This is a genomic window from Synergistes jonesii (assembly GCF_000712295.1).
In the GTDB taxonomy this organism is placed as follows: Bacteria; Synergistota; Synergistia; order Synergistales; family Synergistaceae; genus Synergistes; species Synergistes jonesii.
In genome coordinates, this window is record NZ_JMKI01000004.1 from 17,379 (window position 1) to 41,105 (window position 23,727).

Consider the following 23,727-nt stretch of genomic DNA (forward strand, 5'->3'; position numbering starts at 1 on the left):
GAATTGTTCGCGCTATCTTTTGTTACAAATCATCTTCCGACACCTCCAGCGGGATCGTGCGCTTGGGCGGCACGCGCCACATTCTGGCGTTGGAATGCCCCATCGGCCTGGACTTCCCCCCGGTGAGTTTCGCCAGCACTTTGCCCGCCTTTATCACGTCGCCCGGCTTGGGCGTGGAGCTGGGAGGGTAGCCGCAGTCGTACAGCACCTGGGTGGTCGTCGCGTATCTCCAGATTTCGGGCATGGCTTTCCATTCAAGGCCGACGGCTATCATTTCCTCTATGCTGGACGGGACTTCGAATTCCTGGTTGAGTTCCGCGAGCAGCGCGTCTTCTTCTTTCGTCAGCCACCAGCGGTATTCGTCGTTTTTGGGCTCTTTTAAGTGCATGAGGTAGTAACGTTCGTAGACTTCCCGCCACATCTGCTGCATTTCGCCGCGGTCGAGCGGCATGATCTTGACTAGGGGGATGCACCACCAGCGGGAATTGCCCGTGTCGTCGATGAGGAATTGCCGCTGGTTCACCGTGGCGCCGTATATCGTGCGGCGCTGGAAGTCCGATTCCCTGCGGCTCCACGGCATGCGCAGCTTGTCCGAGCCGCGCGTCAGAAAGGCTTTCAAGATGGGCACTTCGGAGCGGTTGAAGGTGCCTTCTAATTCTCCGTATTCCACGCCCCAGGCCGATATGGCGGCTTTCACGCTGTCTTTGTCTTTCAGGTTGAGCCCCACGCCTTCGGAAAAGAATTCGTCTTTCCCGAAGAGGATGCGGAACCAGGTGGTTTTGCCTATGCCCTGTCCGCCGACGAAGGTCAGCACTCCGCGACAGCGGAAGCCGCTTTGCATGAAGACGGCCGCTACGCCGGAGATGAGCCAGCGGCGGATGAGCGTTTCTTTGAAGCCGCGCGGGAAGTCCCTCTCCTCCACAAGAGAATCGTAAACATTTTGCAGACGCGAAAAGCCGTCCCAGGGTTCGGAGAGTATCCAATCTTTCACCGGGTTGACGATGTTCTGCGAACCTATGTTGGAAATAAGGGGGTCGATGTCGCCTTTCGGCATGCGCCAGCGCGAGCAGAGGGAGAGTATTTCGCCCATCGCGGCGTTTTTCGCGTTGTCGCCGCACCATGTGCGCCCCGGCATGGAAAAGACTTCTTCTTTTTTTATTTCGTCGTAGGATACGGTCATGCCGGCGAAGGCCAGCAGCGCCCGCAGGTTTTCCACGGTGCCCAGCGGCCGGCCGCCTTCCGTCAGGTCTACGAATTGGGGCTCTCTGTGTTTCAGCTTGTAGAGGCCCTCGTTTTTGAAGGCCTCCAGTTTTTTCAGCATCAGCGCCCTCGTCTTTTTCAATCCGTTTTTGACGGCGTAGTCGTTCCAGTCCGTGCCTTCGTCGTCTTGGGCGAAGTCCGGATAGACGAAGGGGACGCCCGTTTCTTCAAAGACTTTTATCGCGGCCGTCGCCCCCGGGTTTCCCGCCGTATGCCTGTCATTATCGGCGGCCACGACGAATTCTTTTTCCGGCCAGAGGCGGCGGACGTTTTTTACCACGGGCAATAGGTTGCCGGCGTCGCAGCCGATTATCACGGCGTCGCCGGTCGCCTCCGCCACTGAGCAGGCCGTCGCCCACCCTTCGGCGATCCAGACGCGCGCCGATAGGCGCGCTTCGTCGAAGCCCGAAGGGGCGCCGGAGGCTTCAGACCCCTTGTCATCCGCCCGCGCGTCGGAAGGCGCGGAAGGGGAAGAGGCGGAAGAGGGCCCTCCGCTGGACGGGACGTCCATATAGATCACGCCGAAGTTGCCCCGCTTGGGCGCCGAGGTCTCGAAGAGTTTTTTGGCGCCCTGCCGCTGCGGTATGGTCTGCACGTTGACGACGGCGCCGCTCGCGTCGAAGAGCGGCCACAGCAGGTCCTGTCCCAATATCCGGGCGCCGTGGACGGACCGCAGCCGCTTTCTTGAGGCGTATTTGTGCGACGCGTCGGCCGGCGTCGCCGCCGCCCACTTCCGCCGCGCGAGGGCCGAGGCCTCGGCCTGCGACGACGCCTTCTTCCGCGCGGCTTCGGCCCTTTCCCGCTCCCACTTCTCGGCCAGCGCTTCCCGTTCTGCGGCCGACAGGGAACGAAAATCCGCATCCCCGCGCGGGTCCCACATGTAAAACTCCCCCGTGCGCCAGTTGTGCAGCCAGCCGCGCGGGAATTCGTCGTTGAATATCCTGTATTCGCCGTTCTTGCTCCTGGGCTTGTCTCCGGAGAGCGTGCAGCGGTGCTTGCGCCCGTCGATCTTAAGCCCCTCGCCGGAAGCGAGGTAGACTCCCTCGCCTCCGAGAAAATCAAGAAAAGCCCGCTCGATGTCAAAAATTCCCCAATCGCCCAGATCCCTCACCCGCCTGACTTTTTATCTTAAACCGAAACCGAAGCGAGCGGCCCCATGCGCGCCGCCGCCCTACTTGCCCAGCTCCTGCCCTTCGACGTCCTCGATCCAGAACTTAAGATCGCGGTTCGGCTCCGCCAAAGCGGCCTCCACCGAAGATTCCACCATCGGCTCAACGATAGGTATATACTCGTCGGCGATAAGATCCTCGTCGAGCGACACCTCCTCCGGCATCCCCTCGTACCTCTCCAGCAGCTTCTTCAACTCATCCAGCTGCCTCTCCGTCACGAAAAACCTTTTCCCGTCATTCATCTTCATGCTATAATCTCCTTGTCTGTTATATGCCTGAGTCCCGTGCGCCGCTATCGCTCGGGGCTCTCTTTTTCCGCCCGCGCGTCTCTGCCGGCAGAAGCTTCTCGGCGTCCATGATCACCGTGCCATGTTCGACACAGCGGCGCATATACTCGGGGAAAGAATAAATATCATCCCAGCCGTGCCGCAGGTAGTATGCGTACAGCTCAGACTCAGTGCACTCGATGATTTTGCCTTTTTGCGCTTTCATTAGTTCGCCTCCTCAAAAATTCTCGCTTGCGGGTTATGGTTCCGGAAAAATGTTTTGTCTTCGATCCACCAGTTCCACACGTCCTGTGCCGTGCGCCACGTATCGGACTTTTTGCCTACATCGCGCCTGTGTTGCAGCATTTTGTCGAACGCGCGAAGATAAAGCGCTTTATATTTCGACCAACGTTCAGCATGGCGTATCCTTGTCTGCACATTTGCCATTGGGCAACAAATGCAACCCAGGCGGGCAAAGCCTTCGTCGTAGAGTCCGCAGTATGACAGGCTGCCCCCGCGTATGTATTCCCACACTTCGCGTTCCGTCCAGTCGAATATGAGATGCAGGTATTGCCCATTTTTTCTACGCTTCGGCTCTATTTTTTGTCTTTTCGCCCTGTGCACGCTCTCGTCGCGACGGACGCCTGTTACGCAGATAGTTCTGCCATCTCCGCCGTGCTCCTTGAGTGCCGCACAGCAATAACGCATTATGCGCGTCGGGGGCGTGTTTTTGGCGACGATTAGCGCCCACATGCTCAGGCGCGGGCTATGCATGGCAACGTCGGGCTGTGCCCGGATGAAGTAGACCAGCTCCGGCGGGTCTACGGTCGTAACACAGTAGTGCGCGTCATATTTGACTCCGGAGCGCCGCACGAGGTCGAGCACGACGGTGCTGTCTTTACCTCCGGAGTACGCGACATAATAGCCGTCCGGCGGCTCCATTTCACGTAATATGCCGATAGCCTCGGCTACTTTATCGCGGGGTCCGAAGAGCGTGTTTTCATACAGCACGACGCTATGCTAACTCCTGCTGCTCGACGTCCTCGATCCAGAACTTAAGATCGCGGTTCGGCTCCGCCAAAGCGGCCTCCACCGAAGATTCCACCATCGGCTCAACGATAGGTATATACTCGTCGGCGATAAGATCCTCTTCGAGCGACACCTCCTCCGGCATCCCCTCGTACCTCTCCAGCAGCTTCTTCAGCTCATCCAGCTGCCTCTCCGTCACGAAAAACCTTTTCCCGTCATTCATCTTCATGCTATAATCTCCTTAGTCAGTTCTACTTAGTACAGTTCTATTTTGAGTCCCGAGCGCCGCTATCGCTCGGGGCTCTCTTTTTCCTTCCGCGCGTCTCTGCCGGCAGCGCCTTCACGCCCGTCTCTTTCTCGTACCGTTTGTCTATCTCGGCAAAGCTTTTCCGGAGAAAAATCGGCGAAAACCTCACCGAAACGCCGCTCTCCCGGATAGACTCCATGATTTTTTTCCACGAATGCCCGGCCATACGCGCAGCGCGTATCTCGGTATAAAGGGACTCGATGAGCTGCGTCTTCATCTGCTTCTGCCCGTATGAAGCGCGCGGGTTGCGCGCCAGCTCGGTCAAAGCCATACGCGCCCGGCCGAGCCCTGGGACGTCGAACTCAGGCATCGCCACCATCCTCCCTGCCCGCCGCCTTAATCACCGTGCCCTGTTCGACACAGCGGCGCATATACTCCGGAAAAGAATAAATATCATCCCAGCCGTGCCGCAGCCAATACGCGGTCAACTCCGCCTCGGTGCACTCGACGATCCTGCCTCTGCGTACCTTCATCGCCCGCCATCCTTCTTAGGCGCCCTGTAAACATTGGCCAGATACTCCATGCGCCTCTTCTGCCGGCGGCGGTCTTCCGACCATACGCAAAGCATCTTGCCGACAAAAAACGCCGCTACGGCCAACGCCGCGACCACAAGAACGCAGAACGACACGAAAGCCGCTGCGACATACACCCTATACATCCTTCTTCTCCTCCTCGTCGGTCCTCATATAAGACACCAGCAGATGCCGGCAGAACTCCTTCATATCCTTCACCCGCGCCGCGTCCCGCTCAAAGCCGTCGCAGTTGTGGCAGGCGAACGCAGCCGCGCCCATCGGCAGCAGCCAGACGGCGGGGTAACACTCCTCATGCCCGCAAAAAGCGTGTATCTTCCCAAACCTGCGGCACTTCGCCGCCATCCCGTAACGCGCCATCTCAGCGGCCGCCCCCAAACATACGGGCGCACTCTTCAAGCGCCGCCTCCCTATACTCCGCGTTCACGCGCTGCTCCCAGCGGCGCAGCCCATCCGCGCGCCGTCTCTCGTCGTATCGTTCTATAAGCCAGTAAAAAACCATAAACGCCGCCGCGACGAAAAGCGGCGCCAAAACATCAGCCGTATAAGCCATCATACGCGCACCTCCCTGCGCCGCCTCTCCACGTGCCCACACTCGAAAGCGCGCGCCACAGCCGCCGCGTCGAAACGTGCCGTCGCGTTCTTCGCAAGCCCCTCCGGCTTCAGGGGATTTGGGTAAATATCCAGGTGCCTGTAGTAAGTGGCCTGAGAAATCTTCCATGCCGCCGTGATCTCCTTCATCGTCACCGTGCCCTCGATGGGGAACGGCACATACTCAAGCGCCGTCTGTGCGGGTTTCGGCTCTGTCCCGGCGGGGCAGGGGAGCGCCTCCTCAGTAGGTTCCGGACGGGAAGCCATGGCGGCGCGCCGCCCCTCTTCCTTCCTCTCCAGCTGCTCGCGTACCAAAGCGTCGATCGCGTCGCATATCTCAAAACCCGCCTCGCGGCCGACGTGCTTCGGGAGTCCCACCGTTATCTTCACCCCGAAGTCGGGGCTGTACGTAAAACTCACGCCCATAACGCAGACGCCTCCCGTGTCGTCTTCACGGGCGCAAGGCGGACGCGCAAAGCGCGGCACGTACCGGGGCGCGCCCCGTCCTCGTCGAAAGCGTCGCACAGTTTACAGCCCAAACGGCGCCCCGCGCGCAGGGCGAGCTCGGCCGGCACCATCGTCTTGTACCCCTCCGGGAACACGAAACGCTTCCCGCGCAAATCGCAGAACCCCACCATCCGACGTGAAACCATAACTTTTCCTCCAATCTCAAATCGTGATAAAATATGACAAACCATTTTTTCAAGCCGTCGAACCTCCCGAAGCCGCGCGCCAACACGGCTTCGGGAAACGGCTTTAACTCTTTTTTTTAGCTCCCACGTTTCCGCCTTTTATAACTTCAGCAAAACTGCTAAACTATATATGCCGCCGGGGGAAACGAAGGTGATAACATGAAACATCTGTCTCCGATACAGGAACACCAAAACGCGCCTGAAGAGCTAAAAGAAACAGAACGATACATCCATGACTTAAATTGCCATTTTCAAACTCTCTGCCAAGAGCTTGAAGAAAGGGTAAAAGCTCTCGAAGCTATCCTGAAGAAGTAGAATCTTAATCTACCCTGGCGGCGCGCCTAGTATCGGATGCGTCTGCCGATGCGGCGGTGTACTTCTTCAGGATTTCAAGGATCTCCGTCTTCGTGAGTATCTCCTCTTCCAGCTGTCTTGCCGCCTCCAGTACAAGCATCTCTCTGTCGAAACACTCGCGCGGCACGCCGTAATCGTAAAAAGCGAAACCCAGGCAGGTCTCGGCCCTGCGATCCAAAGAGTAGTAAAAATCCTCCTCCGGCTCCCTTCCCATACACACATTCAATTCCCTTTTAAGCGCTTCAAAATCCACAGACATAACTAAACCTCCTTATCCTCGTCAGAACCAAGACCCTCGATGATAATCAATGTTCTTATAGCAATTCTTAAATCGTCTGCTGAAAGCTCGTGCACCACTTTAGCGTGAGAAAGTCTGTCAAACAGACGATTGAAATCCAAGTCCGATAGACTATCGCTCAATAGACATAATTCGTTACGCTCAGTCTCTATTGCGTATATTGTGTTTTTGATTAGTCCTCTGATGGTATCAAGCAAAATCTTTTTTTTCATTCCTGTGATCTCTCCTCCAAAATCAGCTCTTTGGCCGAACACCCCAGTGCCTTCGCGATCGCTTCAAGATGCTTCAGCGACGGCACATACCTCCCGACCTCAAAATTATTGAGAAAAGACTGAGAAATCCCCACCGCTTCCGCCAGCTGCGCCTGCGACATCCTCTTCCCCAGCCGCATCATCCGCATCTTCTCCCTGTCAAACATCTGAACACCCCCTTAATATTCGTATTACGTATATATTATTCACCATGCTTCTATTTATGTCAATCCATATATTCGCTATTATCCCTGTAATAAGATATTAGATACCCGTATAATTTAAGGGAGGTAGAGATATGAACATTGGAGACATAATTGCTAAACGCAGGAAAGAAAGTAATTTCAGCCAAGAACAATTGGCTGAAGCTGCTGAGATTAGCCAGAGCTATATCAGCAGAATCGAACTCGGAAAAGAAAAACCTTCTTTTGAGTTGTTAGAACGTATAGCAGTAGCTCTCAATTGCGAGTTATTTATCGATTTAGTGCCTATCGGCGAGCAGCGTCGGCTCTTTACCCCAGATGAATATCCGGTAGAAGACAACGCCGCTCTGCAAACATCGACGCCGACATGGCTCACCCTTGAAAACGCGCGCGCTCTTACTATTTTCGGCATCGCATATCAAAAATTGGAAATAGAAAAGAATACGCTCTCAACAGCCGAACTCAAGGCACTTGAAGGCATTATTGAAACATGTTTATCACTGATAACCCCAAAAGGAGGAGAATAACATGGAACTTCATACGGGGGACCCCATATTCGAAGAAACCAGCAAGAAGTTGGGCGTCGGGCTGAAAATTCAGCCCTTCTTTGTAGATGGCGTATGTAGTTACCTCGCCGCTTTCCTTACGCGAAATGACAATAAAAATACTCCGTTTAAAGAAACTGACGGGTTTAAGAAGATTGCCGCGCTTTTGTACCAATATGATTTTGAGCAGGGACAAAGGGGGACAGAAAGCAGAGGCCCATATGAAAACTATATCTTTAAGCGCCACGAGAATATTCCCATAATAAAGGTGAAACAATCAAAAGATAAATTCGTTGTCGAGGACTTCAAACGCGATTATGACCATATGCTCGCGGAAAACAGCAAGACAAAAGGATAATATAGAACGTACAGGGTAATAATATGTCATATCCAGCTACTGTTTATAAAATTTTCACAGCTTCTCCTTCCGACACATCAGAAGAGCGCAAAATAGTAGACGATACAATAAAAGAGTGGAATATCGTCAATTCAGAAAAAAATAGAGTGGTGCTTATGGATATGTCTGCGAAGCAAAACGCCTACGCTGACAGTGGAAAACCGCCACAGAAAATAATCAATAATCAGTTGGTTAAGGACGCGGATATATTAGTTGCCATCTTCAAGCGGAAATTCGGCAGCCCCACCGACACGCATCCGAGCGGCACTGCGGAAGAGATAGACATCCAAATAAATAAAAAGAAACCGGTTATGCTTTTTTTCTACAACAGAGAAACAGCAAGAGACGAGTTCGATTCTTGTAAAAATGATATTCAGAAAATTAACGAACTCAAAGATAAGTATAAGAACAATACATACTATCAGCTATACCAATCTACTATAGATTTCAAAGACATATTCCGCAAAAACTTATACCAACTTGTTAACCAATACTGCATACACCAGCCTGTTGTCGAAGAAAGCGTTGATGACTTCAATGCTCGAATACAAAAAATAATAGACGATCCCAAAATGTTCCGAATCAATATATTTACATATCCCAACAATGGGTATGCAGATGATACATACAATTTGTATGACGACGATACTCCGACATCAACAACACAATATTCCGGCACTGGAAATCTGTATTGCTACAAGGAGAAATCTTTAAAAGATATTTTCCCATATGTATCAAGTGCTGTTTGTACAAACAGAAAGACGGATGCGGGGGGATTTGAAAATGCAATAAAGCGCGCCGCGCTTGATAACGATTCAATGTCAATGAGCGATCTTTTTTTAGGCGATGGTATAGCAGATGAAATTATTGGAAGTATGGTAACAAAAGGACTGTTAAAACGTGAAAGTGAAAATGGATTTTTTATTTTAACCGATTTAGGACTCGCACTAAGCATACGCCTAGAGAGGACATAATGTATCTTTAGAAAAATTTCGTCTATTTTTACAGAATCGGTTATGTCCGGGTATTCATAAAACCCCATACTGAAATAAAAACCTAACCGCCCCACCTGAAAATCCTGTAAAGGAGAGCGACGCCCCCGAAATGGACAACCTGACCCCCGCCGAAGCCGTCGGCTTCCGCCGCCCCTCCTGAAAACAGAGGGGCGGACGCAGCATAAAAATAGATAATCAGTTGGGAGTGTTTTAGTCATAATACTTGAGCATTTTATTGAATACCTCAATTCCTTCGCCATAGCCAAGTTCTGTAAGAACTTCACACATGAGTTCATCCGCCGGCCCATGCCCGTCGGCGTTGCAGTGTGGGCGCGGCTTTCCGCCGGGGCAGTCAAACTCTCTCATTTTAGCCGCGAATTCTTCCGGAGTAATCATAATATCATCCCTTTCTTTATAATTTAATTGGAGGTGCACACTTTGAACAAATGGTTTAATGGAGACATTCGCTGGAGTAATACAGAGCGGTTATCCAATCGGGAATATCATTGCCCGTTTTGTTTAAATAAAGTTTCTTCAAATACAGGATATGGTTTTATTGTAACCTTTGAATATTCGGACAGCAGAATCGGATCTAAGAATGGGGCCATATACATATGCCCTCACTGCCAATATCCAACACTGGTAATCTTGGATTTCCAGTTTCCGGGAATACCGGAAGTCAAGTCTTTAGATCACCTTCCTGGGGTTATTAAGGGTATTTACGAAGAAGCAAGAACCTGTATGAGCAACAACTGCTATACGGCAGCGTCGATGCTTTGCAGAAAAATCATTATGAACACGGCGGTCTCTGAAGGTGCGAAGACCAATTTAAATTTTTTCACATACGTAGACTACCTGAAAGGCAAAAATTTATTTCATCCAAAATGTGAATCGCTCCTATCAACAATCAAAGATAAAGGGAACGAAGCAAACCATGAAATAGAAGATGTAACAAAGAACGACGCTAAAAACGTATTACTATTTACATATTACCTGCTTCTATATGTTTATGAGATACCAGGGAAAATCAACGCCGAAATCCCGGGATAAACACCGAAACGCAAATCCAGTTCCGGACAAAAATATCATATGAAGACCGTGGGGAGAAAAGGCCAGAAAACGAAGATTCCCCGCCGAAGCAGGGAATCTTTACGCGCTCTTCCGGTTACTTTACCCTCGCGGGCAGCCGTTGCCGGAAGATTCCTTAAGGCTACCTGTTGAATGTCACATCAGAAACAGTAGTGCTTGTAGCAATGAAAGGCTCCTCCCTACGGATTATCCCTCTCTCAACAAGCCGCTTATACCGCCTATCCGCACGCTGCATCACACTCTCCTCGGGCATGCTTACGCCATCGGGAATATTTTTCCGCATCAGCTCCTCATATTCCTTAACGTAATTCATCATATAAACCTCCTCGTGTGAAAGAAAGCTCCAAGTTTTCTTTGTCCTATATAGTCGCGTACAAGTGCATAATATTTATTCAGATTAGACGCCAGATCCGCATCTTCTTCAAAATCGACAATTTCAAGTTTCAAATCTTGCAAGGTTTTGATATCAAGCCCTCTGCCATGGGACTTCCACCGGTTATTATCGCTCAGATCCGCAGCGATATCCTCGGCTCTCTTTTCCTTCTCATCCGGTGTGACTGCCCTGCCTGGATCTGTAGTCCTATGATTATTCCAATTTTTGAATTTATATCGAACTAACCATTTCTTCAACAGTTCGATGCTGAGCTCCCTTGCCTGCTGATAATAACGCAGATTGGCAAGATCTAATTCCCTTAACATCATAAACTCAGCGTCGGTCAAATTATTTTCCCTTGATTTCTCTATAAACTCCCCCACCTTATCGAGATACCCCTGAGCCGGAATATATCGTCCATCCTTATTGGGGACCTGCGGGTCTATTGGGCCAAGCACACTGTAATAATTCATATAAATTTCGTCGCCGCTCATACATAAGACCGTGCCTGCGCTGTAGGCATAATCCGGGATAGCAAAAACAACTTCGTCATAAAAATGGCGGACAACGTTTACTATACGTTCGACCTCTTCTATACTCCCACCGTTCGTTGTGAGAATAAAAAATAACTTTCGTTTTTTTGTTCTTATCCTCCTCCAAATCAGCGAGAAGGTCTTTTATAATCCCAGATAACGTATTGAATATATCTGAATGGATATATATAACATCCGAGTCGGAAATTTTTTCTATTTTCATCAAATAAAAATTAAGTTGGGATTTTATAGTATCATCTAACGGAAAATCCACAACCCCCACCCCTTACATTGCCTATGTCATATAAACCATATTTATATTCTCACACAACAATAAAAATATAGCAATGGGTTTTTGCACTACATTTTTCGCCCCATATTTCTATCTTGCCAGCCTATCCAGCTCATCCGCGTACCACTGCATCATCCGCACCCGTTCCGGCATATACTTCGCCTGGTTATAAATCTCGCGCACGCCTCCGGCTTCCGCAGAACCTACAAATGGACGGGAAATCGAAATAAAAACCTAACCGCCCCGTCCGCAACCGGCATAAGAAAAAGCCTTGACTTTTTAAATTTTGTAGCTACAATATAGACACATAAAAGGAGGTGCGGATCATGGGCACAGTATGTGACAATGTGGTGCGTTTCCGGATCGACTCGGAAACAAAAGCAAAAGCCGCCGAAGCTTTAGATTGCATGGGACTCACCATATCCGACGCCATGCGCATAACGCTGCGCAGGATAAGCGAAGAAGGGCGCCTGCCCTTTGATGTGGAAATCCCGAACGCCCGCACCCGCCGCGCGATACGCGACATGCGCGAAGGGCGGACAACCCGCTTTGAGACCGTCGAAGAAGCTCTGAAAGACTTAGGCCTCTGATATGTTGGCCATTGAGCTTACAGCCCAATTTAGGCGCGACAAAAAACGAATGGAAAAGCGCGGCGCCGACATGACAAAACTTCGGGGCGCCATCCTTCTGCTTGCGTCAGAAGCGGAAATACCGCCGAAATATAAAGACCACGCGCTGAAAGGCAATTGGGAAGGATGCCGCGATCTTCATATAGAAGCGGACTGGCTTCTGATATACGAAATCAAAGATAACACGCTGGGACTTGCCCGTACCGGCACGCACGCGGACCTGTTCGGGGGATAAAATTTTATTCCCTCCCTCCTGCAAATACGAAAAAATCCCTCCGGGCTTTCGCGGAGGGGCTTTGTATATTCTATCCCATCAAATGCTTTGGCGGCTCTATATCTGTATACCTGGCCTGTTTTTGCCTCTCTTCCACGCGAATGCGCTCCGCAAACTCCGTGATCTTATTGCACAGCCACATAAAAGCCGTTGTCCCCTCAGAATAATCCGCCTCCGCGTACATATTGATCCGGCCATCCGCCCGCATTTGCTCCACCTGCTTCAATGCTTTCATATCACCCTTAGGGTAAATAGCGAAAGTTGCTCCGCCATTCTGATTTACTACTGAAAACGCCGGCACGTCGCTTGGCCCGTCAGCCACATAAACCATGTTGATAAAATGCACCCTGCGGTGCTCCTCCGGTATCTTCGTGTTCACAGTCATATCATCTATCAACCCGACACCCTTATTGATCTCGAAAAGGGCCCTTGTCTTCGTAGTATTATCCAGTGAATACCCGACTTCGCTGATAATATATCTGCTTTTGTCATTAGGGTCGGGCCCCTCGATAAATTCACAGCCCCAGATCTGTTTAGCAAACCTGGCTACGCTTGAACCGCGGATAACCTGGCTGATCCCCGTACTCACGATATAATGCTCCAGCTTTATGTCATACTCCGCATAAATCGGCTCCTTTTCGATCAGGGCCTGCGTCCTTTCAAAAATATCAGGTATCCCGTCATAAAAACGCAGATTTTTCCCAAGGTCATACAATTTATCATTATTCAGCCCCTCAAACTTCCCTTCCCTGGCATAACGGATCATATGATTAAGATAAATCGTGTCAGGGTTTACCTTCACCTTCTGTTCTCTCATATACTTTGCCGGCAAAGCATTGACCTCATCCCAAAAAACCTTTGGATTCACATTGTAAAACTCAAAAACAGGATCCTCCATATAACCATTGACCAGCGTCTTATCAAAATCCCACACAAGGGCGATTATATTTGCCAAAGTCCTGCTGCCTCCTTAGCTAAAACTCAAGAAATCCCGCCGCCTGACAGCCCGTCCAGCTCATCCGCATACCACTGCATCATCCTCACCCGTTCCGGCATATACTTCGCCTGGTTATAAATCTCCCGCACGCCTCCGGCGCTGTGCGCGAGCTGCGTCTCTATCGCGTCCGCGGACCAAAGCCCGGACTCGTTGAGGATCGTCGACGCCATATGCCGGAAGCCGTGCGCCGTCATCTTATCCGGACCGAAGCCCATAGAGCGTATCGCGATCCGCACGGTATTCTCCGACATCGGCCGTGTCGCCGAGCGCTCCGATGGAAAGACGAACTCCGTCCTGACGCCGTCTTCGTCGAGCAGCCGCCGCTCATCCTCCAGAACCTCCGCCGCCTGGCGCGACAGCGGCACGACATGCTCTCTGTTTCCCTTCATGCGCTCCGCCGGTATGCGCCACTCCCGCCGCGGCAGGTCGAGCTCGCGCCACAGCGCGCCGCGCACCTCGCCGGGCCGGCAGAAAGTATACGCCGAAAACAGCAGCGCGTTGCGCACCCGGCGCTGTCTATAATACCTTATTCCGCGCATAAGCTCCGCTACGTCCCGTCGGTCCGTCAGCGCGGCGAAATGCGCGGCGCGCACCGGCATCAGATTGGCAGACAGGCCCGCGGTGGGATCCGCGGGCACCATACCCGTGGGAATGCCGAACTGAAAAACCGCCGCGAAAATATCCAGCACGCGATGCGCCGTCTCGATAAACCCCTCCCGTTCGACCTCCTTGCAGAGCGCGAGGATCTCCTTGCCCTTGATAAACGCCGCCGGCCGTCCCGCAAAGCGCGGCAGCAGATACTTATCCAGGCGCATCCGCACCGTCCGGCTGTAATTCGCCGACAGAGGCAGGATACGCGTCTTATACCATTCCTCCGCCAGCTCGCCGAAGCGCACGTCAGGCACTTCAAGCCCCGTCGCTATCCCCACCTCCCGCTTCTTAAGCGCGCACGCCTCGCGCGCAGCCTTCAGCGACAGCTCCGGATACCTTCCAAGGGAAAACTTCCGTCGTTTGCCGCCCTTCTGCGTAACGAACCACCAATACTTGATGCCGGACGGCACCACCTCGACATACAGGCCGTCTCGGTCGGCCTTCATAAAGCGCTGCTCCTTCGGGCGAAGGTCCCGCACCGCGATCTCAGTCAGCATCCGCCTTCTCCTCTCTTCGGCACTACAAAAAAGATCGTAGTGCCGAAAATTCGATTTTGTAGTGCTGAAAATTCGTGATTAGGCTTGATTGGACTTGAGAAGGAATGAGAAAGCACAAACCCGCCGTAATCGCAAATTTTCCAGTATTATACAGTATCGTGAGTGGACTTGAGAAGGCTTGAGAAACAAATCAAGCCCCGTGAGGGGGCTTGATAAAGCGTTCTGGTGGAGACGCGGGGAATCGAACCCCGGTCCAACAGAAGACAATCTGGAGGGCGCTACGTGCGTAGCCTACATTTTAAATTTCAGGGCTGCGGCTCCCACAGGCAGGATACGCTTTCCCAATCCCCTCCTGTATCTCGGACGGCAGCCGAAGGGCTCTGCTGCGGCCCCAGCCGTCTTTGTGACGCCCTTCCGGTACCCGACGGCGGAAGCGCCGGAGAGCGCGCTGCTTAATTAAGCAGCGAGTGCGTAATTGTCTTCGACAATTATTGTTTTGGAGCCGGATTTACGAGGTTTCCCCATCCTCGGCACGCTCCCCCCGACCCTCCGCTGTTGTCGAAACCTGTCGTCCCCGGAGAAGCTCAATATGCGCGCCGTGCGCTTATATTGGCTTGCGGCATAAAAGCCGCGGGCGGGAATAGTTCCCTAATAATCGTCTTCGCCGCGTGACCTGCGGCGCAGCGCCCTTGACATCTCGCGCTCCGCGTCACGCTCTGCGGCGCTGCCGCGCTTGTCGTGGAGCTGCTTTCCCTTAGCTACGGCAAGCTCTATCTTTGCGCGCCTGCCCTCTTTAAGGTACATTTTCAACGGCACGAGCGTCAAACCTTTTTCGCGCGTCTTTTCGACGAACCTGCGTATCTCAGCTTTGTGGACAAGCAGCTTGCGCGCGCGAAGCGGGTCTTTGTTGTAGATCGTACCTTTTTCGTAAGGCGAGATGTGAACGTTGTAGAGCCACAGCTCGCCCCTTTCGACGGCCGCAAAGCCGTCTTTGAGGTTAACTCTGCCGTCTCTGACGGATTTTATTTCCGTTCCCGATAAAACAATGCCAACTTCGAAGGAGTCCAATATAAAATATTCATGTCTCGCCTTCCGATTCTGCGCGACTGTTTTATCATCAGGCACATTTTTCACCTCGTTGCAGGATTATACCTTTTTGAGCAAAATTAGTCAAATATTATTTCAGATAAGCGCAACCCTGCCGAAAGAAAACGAAAAAGTTGCGTTCCACCGTCTAAGCGATACGAATTTCCGCTGGACATCGTGCGACTTTTAGTCAAAAATATATCTGAGACAAATTTGTATTTTAGGAGGCTTTTCCTTTGGATATAAACGACATCTTCCGTGCGATGGGCAGGAGGCGCGAGTGGACTCAGGGCGACGGCGACAACGGCGAAGGCTGGGAGGCCCCCCCACGCGTGCCGACGGCGCTGCCGCCGGTCAAAAAAACGTGGTTCGCCGTCGCCGCGATATTTGTACTCTTCGGCGTCGCGCTCCCGTGGCTCGCCTCCTTTCTGACGGAGCTCTGCTGGTTTGAGTCACAGGGCTTCGAATCGGTGTTCTGGCGGCGCTTCTTCGCGTGGTGGGAGCTCTTCGCAGCCGCAGCGGCCGTCGCTTTCGCGATATTCGCGCTGAACTGGACGGCCGCGCTTCGCAGCGCGTCCGCACAGGACGGAGAATTTTCCGGCGCGCAGCTGCGAAGGCTCAGGCGCGTCGCGCTCGGCGCGGCTTTCGCCTTCGCGCTGGTGAACGCCTTCTCGGCGGCGGGGATGTGGCCGGAATTTTTGAAGTTCGCGCACCCGACGCCGTTCGGCGAAAAGGATCCTCTCTTCGGTATAGATGCCGGCTTTTACGTCTTCACTCTGCCGTTCCTCAGCTTCATACAGGAATGGCTGCGCGGTGTTCTTATATTCGCGCTCGTTGGCACCGCCGCGGCGTACTTTGCGGCGCGCGCCGCTTCTTTCGCTCCGGGGAGATTTTTCGTCGCCCCTCGCGCCCGCCTGCACCTTACGGCCTTGGCTTCCGCGGCGCTCGCGCTGTGGGGCGCCGGCTGCTGGCTCGCGCGCTATGAGCTGCTCTTTTCGCCGACCGGCGTCGTCTTCGGCGCGGGCTACACGGACGAACATGTGATACTACCGGCCCTCACCGTGCTGGCCTTTGCGCTGTTCGCCGCCGCGGCTCTGCTCTTCGTGAACTTTTTCAAGCCGGCCTGGAAGTTCTCCGCAATCCTCATCGGCGCGCTGCTCGTTGCGGGCTTCGCGTCGCGCACGCTTCTGCCCGGAGTGGTGCAGCAGTACGTCGTCAAGCCGAACGAGTACGAGAGGGAGAAAAAATATCTTGACTTCCATCTCGAATTTACACGGCGGGGCTTCGGGCTCAACCGCGTGACCTCGGTGGCCTTTACGCCGGAAGCGGAGGTGACGGCCGCCGAGCTCGCGGCCGAGAACGAAACTGTGCGGGATATACGCATGTGGGATTACTCGCCGCTGCTGCGCACCTATAAGCAGCTCCAGGCGATAAGGACCTATTACAACTTCCACGACGTATTCATCGACCGCTATTCGGTCAACGGACGCGGCCGTCAGGTGATACTCGGCGTGCGCGAGCTCGACCTTTCGAAGCTTCAAAATCCGACGTGGGTGAACACGCATCTTGAATTCACGCACGGCTTCGGCGTCGTGATGAACCCGGTCAACGAAATAGCGGAAGGGGGGATGCCCCTATTCTTCATGAAGGATATCCCGGTGCGCTCGACGGTCGACATACCGCTGTCGCGTCCCGAGGTCTATTACGGCACGGGGCGCTACTCCTACGTCCTCGTCAAGACCGGCGTCAAGGAATTCGACTACCCAATGGGAGATTCTAACGTGCGCACGACTTACGACGAGAACGGCGGGGTGCCGATAGGCTCGCTGTGGAAGAGAATCCTTTTCGCGCTCCGCTTCCACGATTCCGAGATACTCTTCACCGGAGCCCTTAATAAAGAAAGCCGCATACTTTACAACAGAAATATTCGCGAAGCCTTCGCGAAGGTGGCGCCATTCCTTATATACGACGCAGAGAGCTATCCGGTCCTCGCCGGCGGGCGCATCAAGTGGGTGCAGGAGGCTTTCACGTGGACGGAGCGCTATCCATATTCTAAGCCCTTTGCCGCGAACGACGCGACTCTTTCGCACTTCTTCGGCGTGAACTACCTGCGCAACAGCGTCAAAGGAGTCGCCGACGCCTACACGGGGCAGCTGGAATTCTTCGCCTTCGACGAGAGCGACCCGATCCTTTGCACGTGGAAGAAGATTTTCCCCGCGCTATTCAGGGACAAATCGGGAATCTCCGATGAAATGCGCGCGCATCTGCGCTACCCGGAGGATTTCTTCGAGGTGCAGACGGAGGTCTATACGACCTATCATATGACGGACACGAACACTTACTACAACCGCGAGGACGTCTGGGAGGTCACGCCGGTCGGCCGCGAGAAGCGCATAGAGCCGAACTACGTGACGATGAAGCTGTGGGGACAGAAGTCGCCGGAATTCGCGATAATCGTCCCCTACATGCCGCTCGGGCGCGACAACCTTATAGGCTGGATGGCCGGACGCTGCGACCCGGAAAATTACGGCGAACTGCTCGTCTACCATTTCCCGAAGCAGAAGCTGATATACGGCCCGGGGCAGGTCGAAGCCCTTATCGATCAGAACCCGGAGATATCCGCGCAGCTTTCGCTGTGGAGCCAGCGCGGCTCGGACGTTATACGCGGCGATCTGCTCGTCATCCCTATAGGCAGATCGCTGCTCTACGTGCAGCCCCTCTACCTTAAAGCGGAGAAGGGGGAGCTGCCCGAGCTGAAGCGCGTCATCGTCTCAACGGGAGGACGCGTAGCGTGGGGCGAGAACTTCGGCGCGGCGCTAGAAAAGCTGATGGGGCGTAAAGTGGCGACATCCGCGGCCCCGAAGGCGAAGGCCGCCGAAGAGGGCGCCGCCGAAGCGCCGGATATAAAATCTCTCGCGCGCAAAGCCGCGCTCCTCTACGACGAGGCGATCTCGGCGCAAAAGAACGGAGAGTGGGCGGCCTACGGAGAAAAGATAAAGAAGCTGGGGGAGGTGCTGTCTAAGCTGAAGGGGCCTGAAGAGTGATGTTACTTCTCTTCGGGGCCTTCGCGGCGCTTGTAGCCGCGCTCTTGGGGCTGTGCTTTTACGTCTTTTCCGCCTATGTGATGTACAGGATAGGGGATAAATTCGGAATTGGCTCCTTTTTCGAGTTCTTGATACCTTTTTACAACCTGCTGCTGCTCTGCGACTGTGCGGGGGTGACGCGATGGACCGCCGCGGCGATGGCCTTCGCTCCTTTTGCCGCGCTCTTGTCTCTTTTTGCGCGCGGCGCCTTTCGCAGCGTCGTGCTGTGCTCTGCCGCGGCGCTCTTTATTTTTTCGTGGGGCTATCTGTGGGGAAGCGTCGCGCGCAGGCTCGGGAAAAATTTTCTGCTCTGGGGAGCGAGCTCCGTTCTCTTCGGAGGCATACCCGTCCTCTTCCTCGCCTTCGACCAATCGCTGCCTCCGAGGCGTTGACAGCGCACGGCATAAATATAAAATACGTGATGAAAAAGATTATATATTGGGGTGTTTCTGTGAGATTCTTTAAAATACTTTTTTTGACGATAGCAGTGACGGCGCCCTTTTCTCTCCGGGCTTCCGCCGCCTCGACCGCGAGCCTGGACGCGATGATACACGAACAGATGTCAGGCGAGACGCAGGGCGCGCCGCTTTCGCACGACGCGGCGCAGGGGGACGGCGCTCATAATAGCAGCGAAGCGGCGAAGGGCGCCGAAGAGGCGCGGCCGCAGGCGCATGAGGAAGGGGCGGCCTCTCCCGCGGAGCAGCCGGCGGCGAGCGCAGCGCTGGAGGAGCCGGCGCCGGCCGAGCTGCCGGAGGTATACGAAATATCGCTCGGGCTTATCGCCGACGCAGACAGGCGCGGAAAGACGCGCTCTCTCTCCGAAGAATTTTACGCGTCAGGGCGCCGCGACAAGGCCGCGTCCGTTATCGGACGCGCGCTCGGAGAGGAGAATGATTTTTCCCTTCACTACCTCGGCTCCTTCTGCCTGAAGACCCTTCCGGCCGCAGGCGACAGGGAGGCGCAGGCGGAATTCCTGACCGGGCTGATGCGCGGCTATTCGAGGTGCGGCGTGCTGATGTTCACGACAGATGCGGTCAAGGCTTTCGCCGTTTATCCTCCGAGCCGCGGAAGCGCGTGGAAGGCCGTTCCCGACGGCGCCGCGCGGGCTGCCAAAGGCGAACGCGTTTACAAAGGCGACGCAGTCGTCTTCATCCCCTTCCCCTACGGCACGAGATTCACAGTAGACCTTACCGCGAAGAACGGCGCGAACGTGAAGATGTGGAAGATTCTTCCCGGGAGCTCCGTCGTCAGAAACTGGCAGGGCGGAGTATGGGAAAAGGAGATCACCGTTGTAGGAGCGGTGAAATGACAAAGGAGGCGATGCTCTTATGAAAAAATTTATCGCGCTCGCAGCCGTTGCGCTCGTAGCGATGTCCGGCACGCCCTCCGCGGCGCCCGCCGACACGTGCTGGGATGAGTTCATCGCGCGCGAGGCGGAAAGAGAGAAAATCCGCGCCGAAGGGCCGGAATATTTTTCGAAGATAGCGCTGCTTGCGCCGCAGGGCGGCGACGCCGAGCTGTGGAGGCTCTCCTGCTCGGCCCCGACGCAGGAGATGCGCGCCGCCGCTTCGGCGGCTCTTGTAAAAAAATGGTTTCCCGGCGGCGATCCGGCCAACTGGGAATCCGTGACGGGATTTTTCCCGAGCTCAAGCTTCACGCCGAAGCAGCTCGTAGCGGTGAACGCGCTCTTTAACGCGGTGGATGCGCTCTCGCGTGTCGAGGGGGGAAAATATTCCGCCGCCTGGCTGATGACGCGCTTCGCAAAATCGTCGCGGGCCAAGCTCTGCTTCATAGACGAGATGCCGGAGTATTTCAGAAAAGTCCTCGACGATCTGATCGCCGAGACGAAAATGCCCGGGGACTGGTCGAGCAGCAGAATTGCAGGGCCTTACCCCTTTGTGCCGCTCTATGGCGGAGAGAGGTCGATGAGTTACGCGACGGCTAACGGCCTGCAGTTCCTCGACGGCGCCGGAGCCGTGGCGAACTTCGGCCCCTACGCCTGGGACAGGGCGCGCGGCTTCGTCTACCGCATCGTAGACCGTAGCGACCGAGGATTCTGGCTGCGCGACTGATCCGCGCAGACAGATGCGTCGTAAAGCAAAGTCTGCCGCGCCATGGCGAAATGCCTTGGCGCGGCGGCTCGTCCGTTATAGGCGTAAAAATTTTTACCCTTCGTCCATTTCTTCGAGGATGTCGGCGGTTTCCGACAGCGCTTCGGCTTCGATCTCGTCGGTGTCCCTTCCATCCTTTTCCATCTTCGCAAGACGCTTTTTCGCCTTTTCGATCCGATCGAGGATTCCCGCGTCCTCGTAGCCTTCGCGCAGCGCTTTTTTATCTTTTTCATCGGAGAGGTTGTCGGTCAGGTAGGCGAAGAGAAAGGCCGGCGCGCTTATCGCCGTGAGGCGCTTGTCAGTCTTGCACCACGGGTCAGCGAGGTACGCCGCGTCGTTCACCGCGTCCTCCATGTCCTCGTCGATCTCGTCGTCTGTGTCCGGGAAATCCCAGATGCCGGTGATGAAGAGGGGGACGCAGGGAGAGAGCGATATCGCGTAGTTCGTCGCGTCGCGTACCTCTTCGGGGGAGGCGCTCTTTTCGAGCAGCGCGATCGCGCGCGCGTGCTCGCCGGCGACTGACTCTGCCGAATCCGTTTCAAGATATGTCATTATGTCGTCGTAGAGCTCAAGGTCGAGCATCGTGCGGTAGAGCAGGGTACGGCTCGGGTAAAGCCCCTCTTCGTCGAAGCTCGCGAACTCCTTGGCCGTTTCGTAAGCTTCGTCGACGTGCCCCTCCGCGAGAAGAGAGTAGCCGAGATTCGTCAGCACCGTCATGTAGACGAGCGCGTCCCTGTCGCCCTCGACGAAGGCCGGGATCTCTTTGGCGTCGACTACAGCGCGTATCGAATCGAGAGCCTCCCTCAGCATGTCGAGGTTTTGGACGCCGTCCTCGTACGCCATCGACTCCCATACGGCGAGTTTGCCGTATGGGCTGTTGGGGTCGAGCGTGAGGAGCTCTTCGCCGATTTTTTTTATTTCCTCGTCGCTCTCGGCTTCGTCGAGTCTGTTCAAAAGCTCTTCTTTTGTCATCAGATACTCCATCCTCTCGGTTTGTTTTAAATCGTCCGCCTATTATACGTTAAACGCCGGATACGACCAACAGCAATGTGTTGCCCCCTTGGAGCTTCATTATATAGGCGAGGTCGCCGTGCCTGAGCTGCCTCTGTCTGCCGTCGAGCGCCGGCCCGTTGATGCCTAACTGCTCGAGCAGCTTCTGCGCCTCTTTTGCCGAGGTCTGAGGTTCGAAGGACATTATCAGCTGCTGGCAGAGACTTGCGAATTCTTCGTCTTCGTCCGGTCCTGCGGCGCCGAATCTATGCGCTTTGGGCACACGCCGCTCGACGGCGTAGGAGACCGCGGCGTTCTTGATCATTTTCGTCTCCGGCGCCGTGTTGAAGAAGAGCTGTATCGATTCGTTGTAGTCTATTGCGTAGCTCCCGCCGTCAAAATGCAGGATTTCCTTTTCTATGCGCTCGTCCGAAAGAGGATATTTTACCCTTTTTGCCGCGATCTTCAAATTCATCGTGAATATGGAAAGCGAGACGCCCGTTCCTTCTTTTTCGTCGCAGCAGCCTGCGTAGGGGCGCAGCGCGCAGGCGGCGACGACCAGGCAGAGCAGAAAAAATTTTTTCATTGTGACGGCCACCTCATTTCTCAGCTAAGTATCCCGGGCGCGAGATTTAGCGGATTTCAATCCAGATTATAGCAGACGCGCAGGTTAAAATAGTTTTTTTAGGGTAGAATATCATTTGAATTGCGGAAGGAGTGTTGCAATGAAAGGAAAAGTTAAAAAATTTCTTGCCGCCTCGGCGTTGGCGCTGCTCTGTGCGCTGCGCTGCGCTGCAGCCTCAGCGGCCGACGGCGACGTGCCGCTCGCTGCGGCGTACGAGGACGAAAGCGGCTCGCGCGTCGCGCTGCCCGAGGGAGCCTTCGTCAGGAGCGGCGCGCTTTGGGCGCCGCTGGACGCGCTTAGATTGATGGGGGCGCCGGCGGCGCTCGGCGAAAACAAAAAGAGCGCCGTGATAAAGGTGGAAAATCCCGCCGATGCCTTCGACATACCGGCGCTCGCCCAGCTGGCGGGCGGCGCGCTGTCGCTCGACTTCCCGCTGATCCGCGTCGGCGAGGCGTATTTTTTCAACATGACGGGGATGCAGAATCTCGTCAAGCTCGATTACAGAATCGAAAGCGGCAGCGTGATATTCACGCCCAACGCCAGCGCAAAAGCCTACCTGCGCGGCGAGGCGGCGAAGCCTGAGCCGAAGGACGGCAAACTCACGCTCGTATGGGAGCACGTCGCCGCCGAAAATCCCGACCTCGGCGCGCAGGCACCGATTCCCGGGCTCGACGTGATCTCGCCGACCTGGTTCAATCTAAAGGACGCCGGAGGCGGCATGGCGAACAGGGCCTCCTTCGCCTACGTCGAGGCGGCGCACAGAAGGGGCTATCTCGTATGGGCCCTCGTCTCGAACAGCTTCAACGCTCAGATGTCGTCGTCGTTTTTCAGAAACGCACGTGCGATGAATCTTTTTATCGCACGCCTGCTGATTTACGCGAAGCTCTACGGGCTCGACGGCGTCAACCTCGACTTCGAGGGGCTCGACGAGGTGGACAGGGCGAACTTCGTCGGCTTCGTATCGCGGCTATCGGAGTTCCTGCGCACGGAGGGGCTGACTTTTTCCGTCGACGTCTTCATACCGGCCAACACGAAGTCGTCGCGCAGCCACGACCGCGCGGCGCTCGCGAAGTACGCCGACTATATAATGCTGATGGCTTACGACGAACACTGGCGCACCTGCAAGGTGGCCGGCTCCGTCGCGTCGCTGCCGTGGGTCGCGCGCGCGGTGGAGGGCGCCCTCGCCGAGGGGGTGCCGGCGGAGAAGCTCGTGCTCGGGGTGCCCTTCTATATGAGGCGCTGGGAGGAGACGCGCGGTCCCGGCGGCGTAAGCGTCAAGGGCTACACGCTGACGATGGCCGGCGCCGAAGAGATTTTGGCGCGGCGCGGGCTGACGATGCAGTGGCTCCCGTCGGCCGGGCAGAATTATTTCGCCTATTCGGCCGACGGCAAGGTGCAGAAAATATGGGTCGAGGACGCCGCGTCGATAGCCAAAAAGCTCGAACTCGTGCAGAAGCACGGCCTGGCCGGGATGGCGGCCTGGCGCAAGGGGCACGAAAAGCCGCAGGTGTGGGACGTGATTTCCGAGATGATGGGAAAATAAAAGATTAAAAGCGCCTGCAGAAGCGTCGTGCCGTAGCGTTCGTCCAGCGCTCCGGCATGGCGTTTTT

General features: G+C 54.7%; 34 protein-coding genes and 1 other RNA gene. 11 read left to right on the forward strand and 24 right to left on the reverse strand.

Annotated elements, in window-relative coordinates; all coding sequences use genetic code 11:
* Positions 1-22: 22 nt before the first annotated feature.
* From EH55_RS01085 to EH55_RS01150, 15 genes are all read right to left on the reverse strand, one after another.
* Positions 23-2,371 (reverse strand): VapE domain-containing protein, encoded by a 2,349-nt coding sequence (locus EH55_RS01085; protein WP_037974186.1) that lies wholly within the window; start codon positions 2,369-2,371, stop codon positions 23-25.
* Between the two features lie 60 nt (positions 2,372-2,431).
* Positions 2,432-2,677 (reverse strand): hypothetical protein, encoded by a 246-nt coding sequence (locus tag EH55_RS01090; protein WP_037974187.1) that lies wholly within the window; start codon positions 2,675-2,677, stop codon positions 2,432-2,434.
* Between the two features lie 19 nt (positions 2,678-2,696).
* Positions 2,697-2,921 carry a hypothetical protein gene (locus EH55_RS01095; RefSeq protein WP_037974188.1) on the reverse strand — a complete coding sequence of 75 codons (225 nt, stop codon included), beginning with the start codon at positions 2,919-2,921 and terminating at the stop codon, positions 2,697-2,699.
* Positions 2,921-3,706: a phosphoadenosine phosphosulfate reductase family protein gene (locus EH55_RS01100; RefSeq protein WP_051682521.1), complete on the reverse strand. Its 786-nt coding sequence runs from the start codon at positions 3,704-3,706 to the stop codon at positions 2,921-2,923. Before EH55_RS01100 ends, EH55_RS01095 begins: the two co-directional genes overlap by 1 nt.
* Positions 3,707-3,710: 4 nt before the next feature.
* On the reverse strand, positions 3,711-3,953 hold the full coding sequence (locus EH55_RS01105) for a hypothetical protein (RefSeq protein WP_037974189.1): 243 nt from the start codon (positions 3,951-3,953) through the stop codon (positions 3,711-3,713).
* 37 nt (positions 3,954-3,990) lie between these two features.
* Positions 3,991-4,341: a hypothetical protein gene (locus tag EH55_RS01110; protein WP_037974190.1), complete on the reverse strand. Its 351-nt coding sequence runs from the start codon at positions 4,339-4,341 to the stop codon at positions 3,991-3,993.
* Positions 4,334-4,504, reverse strand: a complete 171-nt coding sequence (locus EH55_RS14345; protein ID WP_160170714.1) for a hypothetical protein — start codon at positions 4,502-4,504, stop codon at positions 4,334-4,336. Before EH55_RS14345 ends, EH55_RS01110 begins: the two co-directional genes overlap by 8 nt.
* The gene (locus EH55_RS01115) at positions 4,501-4,689 is read right to left on the reverse strand and encodes a hypothetical protein (RefSeq protein WP_037974191.1); all 189 of its coding nucleotides are present in this window, start codon (positions 4,687-4,689) and stop codon (positions 4,501-4,503) included. Before EH55_RS01115 ends, EH55_RS14345 begins: the two co-directional genes overlap by 4 nt.
* Complete coding sequence (locus tag EH55_RS01120) at positions 4,682-4,921, reverse strand: hypothetical protein (protein ID WP_037974193.1); 240 nt, start codon at positions 4,919-4,921, stop codon at positions 4,682-4,684. The genes EH55_RS01115 and EH55_RS01120 overlap by 8 nt, the downstream gene beginning before the upstream one ends.
* A gap of 1 nt (position 4,922) precedes the next feature.
* Positions 4,923-5,117, reverse strand: coding sequence for a hypothetical protein (locus tag EH55_RS01125; RefSeq protein ID WP_037974194.1), 195 nt, complete (start codon positions 5,115-5,117; stop codon positions 4,923-4,925).
* Complete coding sequence (locus EH55_RS01130; RefSeq protein WP_037974195.1) at positions 5,114-5,578, reverse strand: hypothetical protein; 465 nt, start codon at positions 5,576-5,578, stop codon at positions 5,114-5,116. Before EH55_RS01130 ends, EH55_RS01125 begins: the two co-directional genes overlap by 4 nt.
* Positions 5,569-5,805, reverse strand: coding sequence for a hypothetical protein (locus EH55_RS01135; RefSeq protein WP_141730460.1), 237 nt, complete (start codon positions 5,803-5,805; stop codon positions 5,569-5,571). The genes EH55_RS01130 and EH55_RS01135 overlap by 10 nt, the downstream gene beginning before the upstream one ends.
* Positions 5,806-6,163: 358 nt before the next feature.
* Complete coding sequence (locus EH55_RS01140; protein WP_037974198.1) at positions 6,164-6,457, reverse strand: hypothetical protein; 294 nt, start codon at positions 6,455-6,457, stop codon at positions 6,164-6,166.
* Positions 6,458-6,459: 2 nt separating this feature from the next.
* The gene (locus tag EH55_RS01145) at positions 6,460-6,708 is read right to left on the reverse strand and encodes a hypothetical protein (protein ID WP_037974199.1); all 249 of its coding nucleotides are present in this window, start codon (positions 6,706-6,708) and stop codon (positions 6,460-6,462) included.
* Positions 6,705-6,914 carry a helix-turn-helix transcriptional regulator gene (locus EH55_RS01150; RefSeq protein WP_037974200.1) on the reverse strand — a complete coding sequence of 70 codons (210 nt, stop codon included), beginning with the start codon at positions 6,912-6,914 and terminating at the stop codon, positions 6,705-6,707. Before EH55_RS01150 ends, EH55_RS01145 begins: the two co-directional genes overlap by 4 nt.
* 131 nt (positions 6,915-7,045) lie before the next feature.
* On the opposite strand from EH55_RS01150, the gene EH55_RS13215 reads away from it, so the two are divergent.
* The 3 genes from EH55_RS13215 to EH55_RS01165 are packed head-to-tail and all read left to right on the forward strand — an operon-like array spanning position 7,046 to position 8,866.
* The gene (locus EH55_RS13215) at positions 7,046-7,477 is read left to right on the forward strand and encodes a helix-turn-helix domain-containing protein (protein ID WP_051682522.1); all 432 of its coding nucleotides are present in this window, start codon (positions 7,046-7,048) and stop codon (positions 7,475-7,477) included.
* 1 nt (position 7,478) lies between these two features.
* Positions 7,479-7,853, forward strand: a complete 375-nt coding sequence (locus EH55_RS01160; RefSeq protein WP_037974201.1) for a hypothetical protein — start codon at positions 7,479-7,481, stop codon at positions 7,851-7,853.
* Positions 7,854-7,876: 23 nt separating this feature from the next.
* On the forward strand, positions 7,877-8,866 hold the full coding sequence (locus EH55_RS01165; RefSeq protein ID WP_070114425.1) for a DUF4062 domain-containing protein: 990 nt from the start codon (positions 7,877-7,879) through the stop codon (positions 8,864-8,866).
* A gap of 231 nt (positions 8,867-9,097) precedes the next feature.
* Here EH55_RS01165 and EH55_RS14350 read toward each other — a convergent pair whose 3' ends face one another.
* Positions 9,098-9,283 (reverse strand): hypothetical protein, encoded by a 186-nt coding sequence (locus tag EH55_RS14350; protein WP_037974203.1) that lies wholly within the window; start codon positions 9,281-9,283, stop codon positions 9,098-9,100.
* Between the two features lie 42 nt (positions 9,284-9,325).
* Here EH55_RS14350 and EH55_RS14060 point away from each other — a divergent pair, with 42 nt between their 5' ends.
* The gene (locus EH55_RS14060; RefSeq protein WP_141730461.1) at positions 9,326-9,937 is read left to right on the forward strand and encodes a DUF4145 domain-containing protein; all 612 of its coding nucleotides are present in this window, start codon (positions 9,326-9,328) and stop codon (positions 9,935-9,937) included.
* A gap of 160 nt (positions 9,938-10,097) precedes the next feature.
* Here EH55_RS14060 and EH55_RS01180 read toward each other — a convergent pair whose 3' ends face one another.
* A complete protein-coding gene (locus tag EH55_RS01180) occupies positions 10,098-10,289 on the reverse strand; it encodes a hypothetical protein (protein ID WP_037974205.1) in 192 nt (63 codons plus the stop codon).
* Positions 10,289-11,014, reverse strand: a complete 726-nt coding sequence (locus EH55_RS13220) for an SDH family Clp fold serine proteinase (protein WP_141730462.1) — start codon at positions 11,012-11,014, stop codon at positions 10,289-10,291. Before EH55_RS13220 ends, EH55_RS01180 begins: the two co-directional genes overlap by 1 nt.
* A gap of 486 nt (positions 11,015-11,500) precedes the next feature.
* Between EH55_RS13220 and EH55_RS01190 the strand changes: the two genes are divergently transcribed.
* Entirely contained in the window at positions 11,501-11,764 is a 264-nt protein-coding gene (locus tag EH55_RS01190; RefSeq protein ID WP_037974206.1) for a type II toxin-antitoxin system RelB/DinJ family antitoxin, read from the forward strand.
* Position 11,765: 1 nt separating this feature from the next.
* Positions 11,766-12,038, forward strand: a complete 273-nt coding sequence (locus EH55_RS01195) for a type II toxin-antitoxin system RelE/ParE family toxin (protein WP_037974207.1) — start codon at positions 11,766-11,768, stop codon at positions 12,036-12,038.
* A gap of 70 nt (positions 12,039-12,108) precedes the next feature.
* On the opposite strand, the gene EH55_RS01200 is transcribed toward EH55_RS01195, so the two are convergent.
* From EH55_RS01200 to smpB, 4 genes are all read right to left on the reverse strand, one after another.
* On the reverse strand, positions 12,109-13,032 hold the full coding sequence (locus EH55_RS01200) for an HAD family hydrolase (protein WP_037974208.1): 924 nt from the start codon (positions 13,030-13,032) through the stop codon (positions 12,109-12,111).
* Between the two features lie 26 nt (positions 13,033-13,058).
* Positions 13,059-14,222 (reverse strand): tyrosine-type recombinase/integrase, encoded by a 1,164-nt coding sequence (locus EH55_RS01205; protein ID WP_037974209.1) that lies wholly within the window; start codon positions 14,220-14,222, stop codon positions 13,059-13,061.
* Between the two features lie 223 nt (positions 14,223-14,445).
* Positions 14,446-14,798, reverse strand: a transfer-messenger RNA (tmRNA) gene (ssrA, locus tag EH55_RS13735).
* 72 nt (positions 14,799-14,870) lie between these two features.
* Positions 14,871-15,347, reverse strand: coding sequence for an SsrA-binding protein SmpB (gene smpB / locus EH55_RS01210; RefSeq protein WP_037974210.1), 477 nt, complete (start codon positions 15,345-15,347; stop codon positions 14,871-14,873).
* A gap of 197 nt (positions 15,348-15,544) precedes the next feature.
* Between smpB and EH55_RS01215 the strand changes: the two genes are divergently transcribed.
* Genes EH55_RS01215 through EH55_RS01230 form a run of 4 tightly spaced genes read left to right on the forward strand, consistent with a single transcriptional unit; the run spans position 15,545 to position 20,463 of the window.
* A complete protein-coding gene (locus tag EH55_RS01215; RefSeq protein WP_037974212.1) occupies positions 15,545-18,352 on the forward strand; it encodes a UPF0182 family membrane protein in 2,808 nt (935 codons plus the stop codon).
* A complete protein-coding gene (locus EH55_RS01220) occupies positions 18,349-18,783 on the forward strand; it encodes a hypothetical protein (RefSeq protein WP_141730463.1) in 435 nt (144 codons plus the stop codon). Before EH55_RS01215 ends, EH55_RS01220 begins: the two co-directional genes overlap by 4 nt.
* 59 nt (positions 18,784-18,842) lie before the next feature.
* Positions 18,843-19,700 carry a hypothetical protein gene (locus EH55_RS01225; protein ID WP_141730581.1) on the forward strand — a complete coding sequence of 286 codons (858 nt, stop codon included), beginning with the start codon at positions 18,843-18,845 and terminating at the stop codon, positions 19,698-19,700.
* A gap of 19 nt (positions 19,701-19,719) precedes the next feature.
* Positions 19,720-20,463 carry a hypothetical protein gene (locus EH55_RS01230; protein WP_037974215.1) on the forward strand — a complete coding sequence of 248 codons (744 nt, stop codon included), beginning with the start codon at positions 19,720-19,722 and terminating at the stop codon, positions 20,461-20,463.
* A 93-nt stretch (positions 20,464-20,556) separates the two neighbouring features.
* Here EH55_RS01230 and EH55_RS01235 read toward each other — a convergent pair whose 3' ends face one another.
* Positions 20,557-21,474, reverse strand: a complete 918-nt coding sequence (locus tag EH55_RS01235) for a hypothetical protein (protein ID WP_141730465.1) — start codon at positions 21,472-21,474, stop codon at positions 20,557-20,559.
* Between the two features lie 49 nt (positions 21,475-21,523).
* Positions 21,524-22,078: a hypothetical protein gene (locus EH55_RS01240; RefSeq protein WP_037974217.1), complete on the reverse strand. Its 555-nt coding sequence runs from the start codon at positions 22,076-22,078 to the stop codon at positions 21,524-21,526.
* 139 nt (positions 22,079-22,217) lie between these two features.
* Here EH55_RS01240 and EH55_RS01245 point away from each other — a divergent pair, with 139 nt between their 5' ends.
* Positions 22,218-23,660, forward strand: coding sequence for a glycosyl hydrolase family 18 protein (locus EH55_RS01245; RefSeq protein ID WP_051682524.1), 1,443 nt, complete (start codon positions 22,218-22,220; stop codon positions 23,658-23,660).
* Positions 23,661-23,727: the final 67 nt, after the last annotated feature.

Bases quoted from the DNA above. Each gene is read 5' to 3' on its own strand.
- EH55_RS01090 (WP_037974187.1), bottom strand. From the start codon at position 2,677: ATGAAGATGAATGACGGGAAAAGGTTTTTCGTGACGGAGAGGCAGCTG.
- EH55_RS01095 (WP_037974188.1), bottom strand. From the start codon at position 2,921: ATGAAAGCGCAAAAAGGCAAAATCATCGAGTGCACTGAGTCTGAGCTG.
- EH55_RS01105 (WP_037974189.1), bottom strand. From the start codon at position 3,953: ATGAAGATGAATGACGGGAAAAGGTTTTTCGTGACGGAGAGGCAGCTG.
- EH55_RS01110 (WP_037974190.1), bottom strand. From the start codon at position 4,341: ATGCCTGAGTTCGACGTCCCAGGGCTCGGCCGGGCGCGTATGGCTTTG.
- EH55_RS14345 (WP_160170714.1), bottom strand. From the start codon at position 4,504: ATGAAGGTACGCAGAGGCAGGATCGTCGAGTGCACCGAGGCGGAGTTG.
- EH55_RS01115 (WP_037974191.1), bottom strand. From the start codon at position 4,689: ATGTATAGGGTGTATGTCGCAGCGGCTTTCGTGTCGTTCTGCGTTCTT.
- EH55_RS01120 (WP_037974193.1), bottom strand. From the start codon at position 4,921: ATGGCGCGTTACGGGATGGCGGCGAAGTGCCGCAGGTTTGGGAAGATA.
- EH55_RS01125 (WP_037974194.1), bottom strand. From the start codon at position 5,117: ATGATGGCTTATACGGCTGATGTTTTGGCGCCGCTTTTCGTCGCGGCG.
- EH55_RS01130 (WP_037974195.1), bottom strand. From the start codon at position 5,578: ATGGGCGTGAGTTTTACGTACAGCCCCGACTTCGGGGTGAAGATAACG.
- EH55_RS01135 (WP_141730460.1), bottom strand. From the start codon at position 5,805: ATGGTTTCACGTCGGATGGTGGGGTTCTGCGATTTGCGCGGGAAGCGT.
- EH55_RS01140 (WP_037974198.1), bottom strand. From the start codon at position 6,457: ATGTCTGTGGATTTTGAAGCGCTTAAAAGGGAATTGAATGTGTGTATG.
- EH55_RS01145 (WP_037974199.1), bottom strand. From the start codon at position 6,708: ATGAAAAAAAAGATTTTGCTTGATACCATCAGAGGACTAATCAAAAAC.
- EH55_RS01150 (WP_037974200.1), bottom strand. From the start codon at position 6,914: ATGTTTGACAGGGAGAAGATGCGGATGATGCGGCTGGGGAAGAGGATG.
- EH55_RS13215 (WP_051682522.1), top strand. From the start codon at position 7,046: ATGAACATTGGAGACATAATTGCTAAACGCAGGAAAGAAAGTAATTTC.
- EH55_RS01160 (WP_037974201.1), top strand. From the start codon at position 7,479: ATGGAACTTCATACGGGGGACCCCATATTCGAAGAAACCAGCAAGAAG.
- EH55_RS01165 (WP_070114425.1), top strand. From the start codon at position 7,877: ATGTCATATCCAGCTACTGTTTATAAAATTTTCACAGCTTCTCCTTCC.
- EH55_RS14350 (WP_037974203.1), bottom strand. From the start codon at position 9,283: ATGATTACTCCGGAAGAATTCGCGGCTAAAATGAGAGAGTTTGACTGC.
- EH55_RS01180 (WP_037974205.1), bottom strand. From the start codon at position 10,289: ATGAATTACGTTAAGGAATATGAGGAGCTGATGCGGAAAAATATTCCC.
- EH55_RS01190 (WP_037974206.1), top strand. From the start codon at position 11,501: ATGGGCACAGTATGTGACAATGTGGTGCGTTTCCGGATCGACTCGGAA.
- EH55_RS01195 (WP_037974207.1), top strand. From the start codon at position 11,766: ATGTTGGCCATTGAGCTTACAGCCCAATTTAGGCGCGACAAAAAACGA.
- EH55_RS01205 (WP_037974209.1), bottom strand. From the start codon at position 14,222: ATGCTGACTGAGATCGCGGTGCGGGACCTTCGCCCGAAGGAGCAGCGC.
- EH55_RS01230 (WP_037974215.1), top strand. From the start codon at position 19,720: ATGAAAAAATTTATCGCGCTCGCAGCCGTTGCGCTCGTAGCGATGTCC.
- EH55_RS01235 (WP_141730465.1), bottom strand. From the start codon at position 21,474: ATGACAAAAGAAGAGCTTTTGAACAGACTCGACGAAGCCGAGAGCGAC.
- EH55_RS01240 (WP_037974217.1), bottom strand. From the start codon at position 22,078: ATGAAAAAATTTTTTCTGCTCTGCCTGGTCGTCGCCGCCTGCGCGCTG.
- EH55_RS01245 (WP_051682524.1), top strand. From the start codon at position 22,218: ATGAAAGGAAAAGTTAAAAAATTTCTTGCCGCCTCGGCGTTGGCGCTG.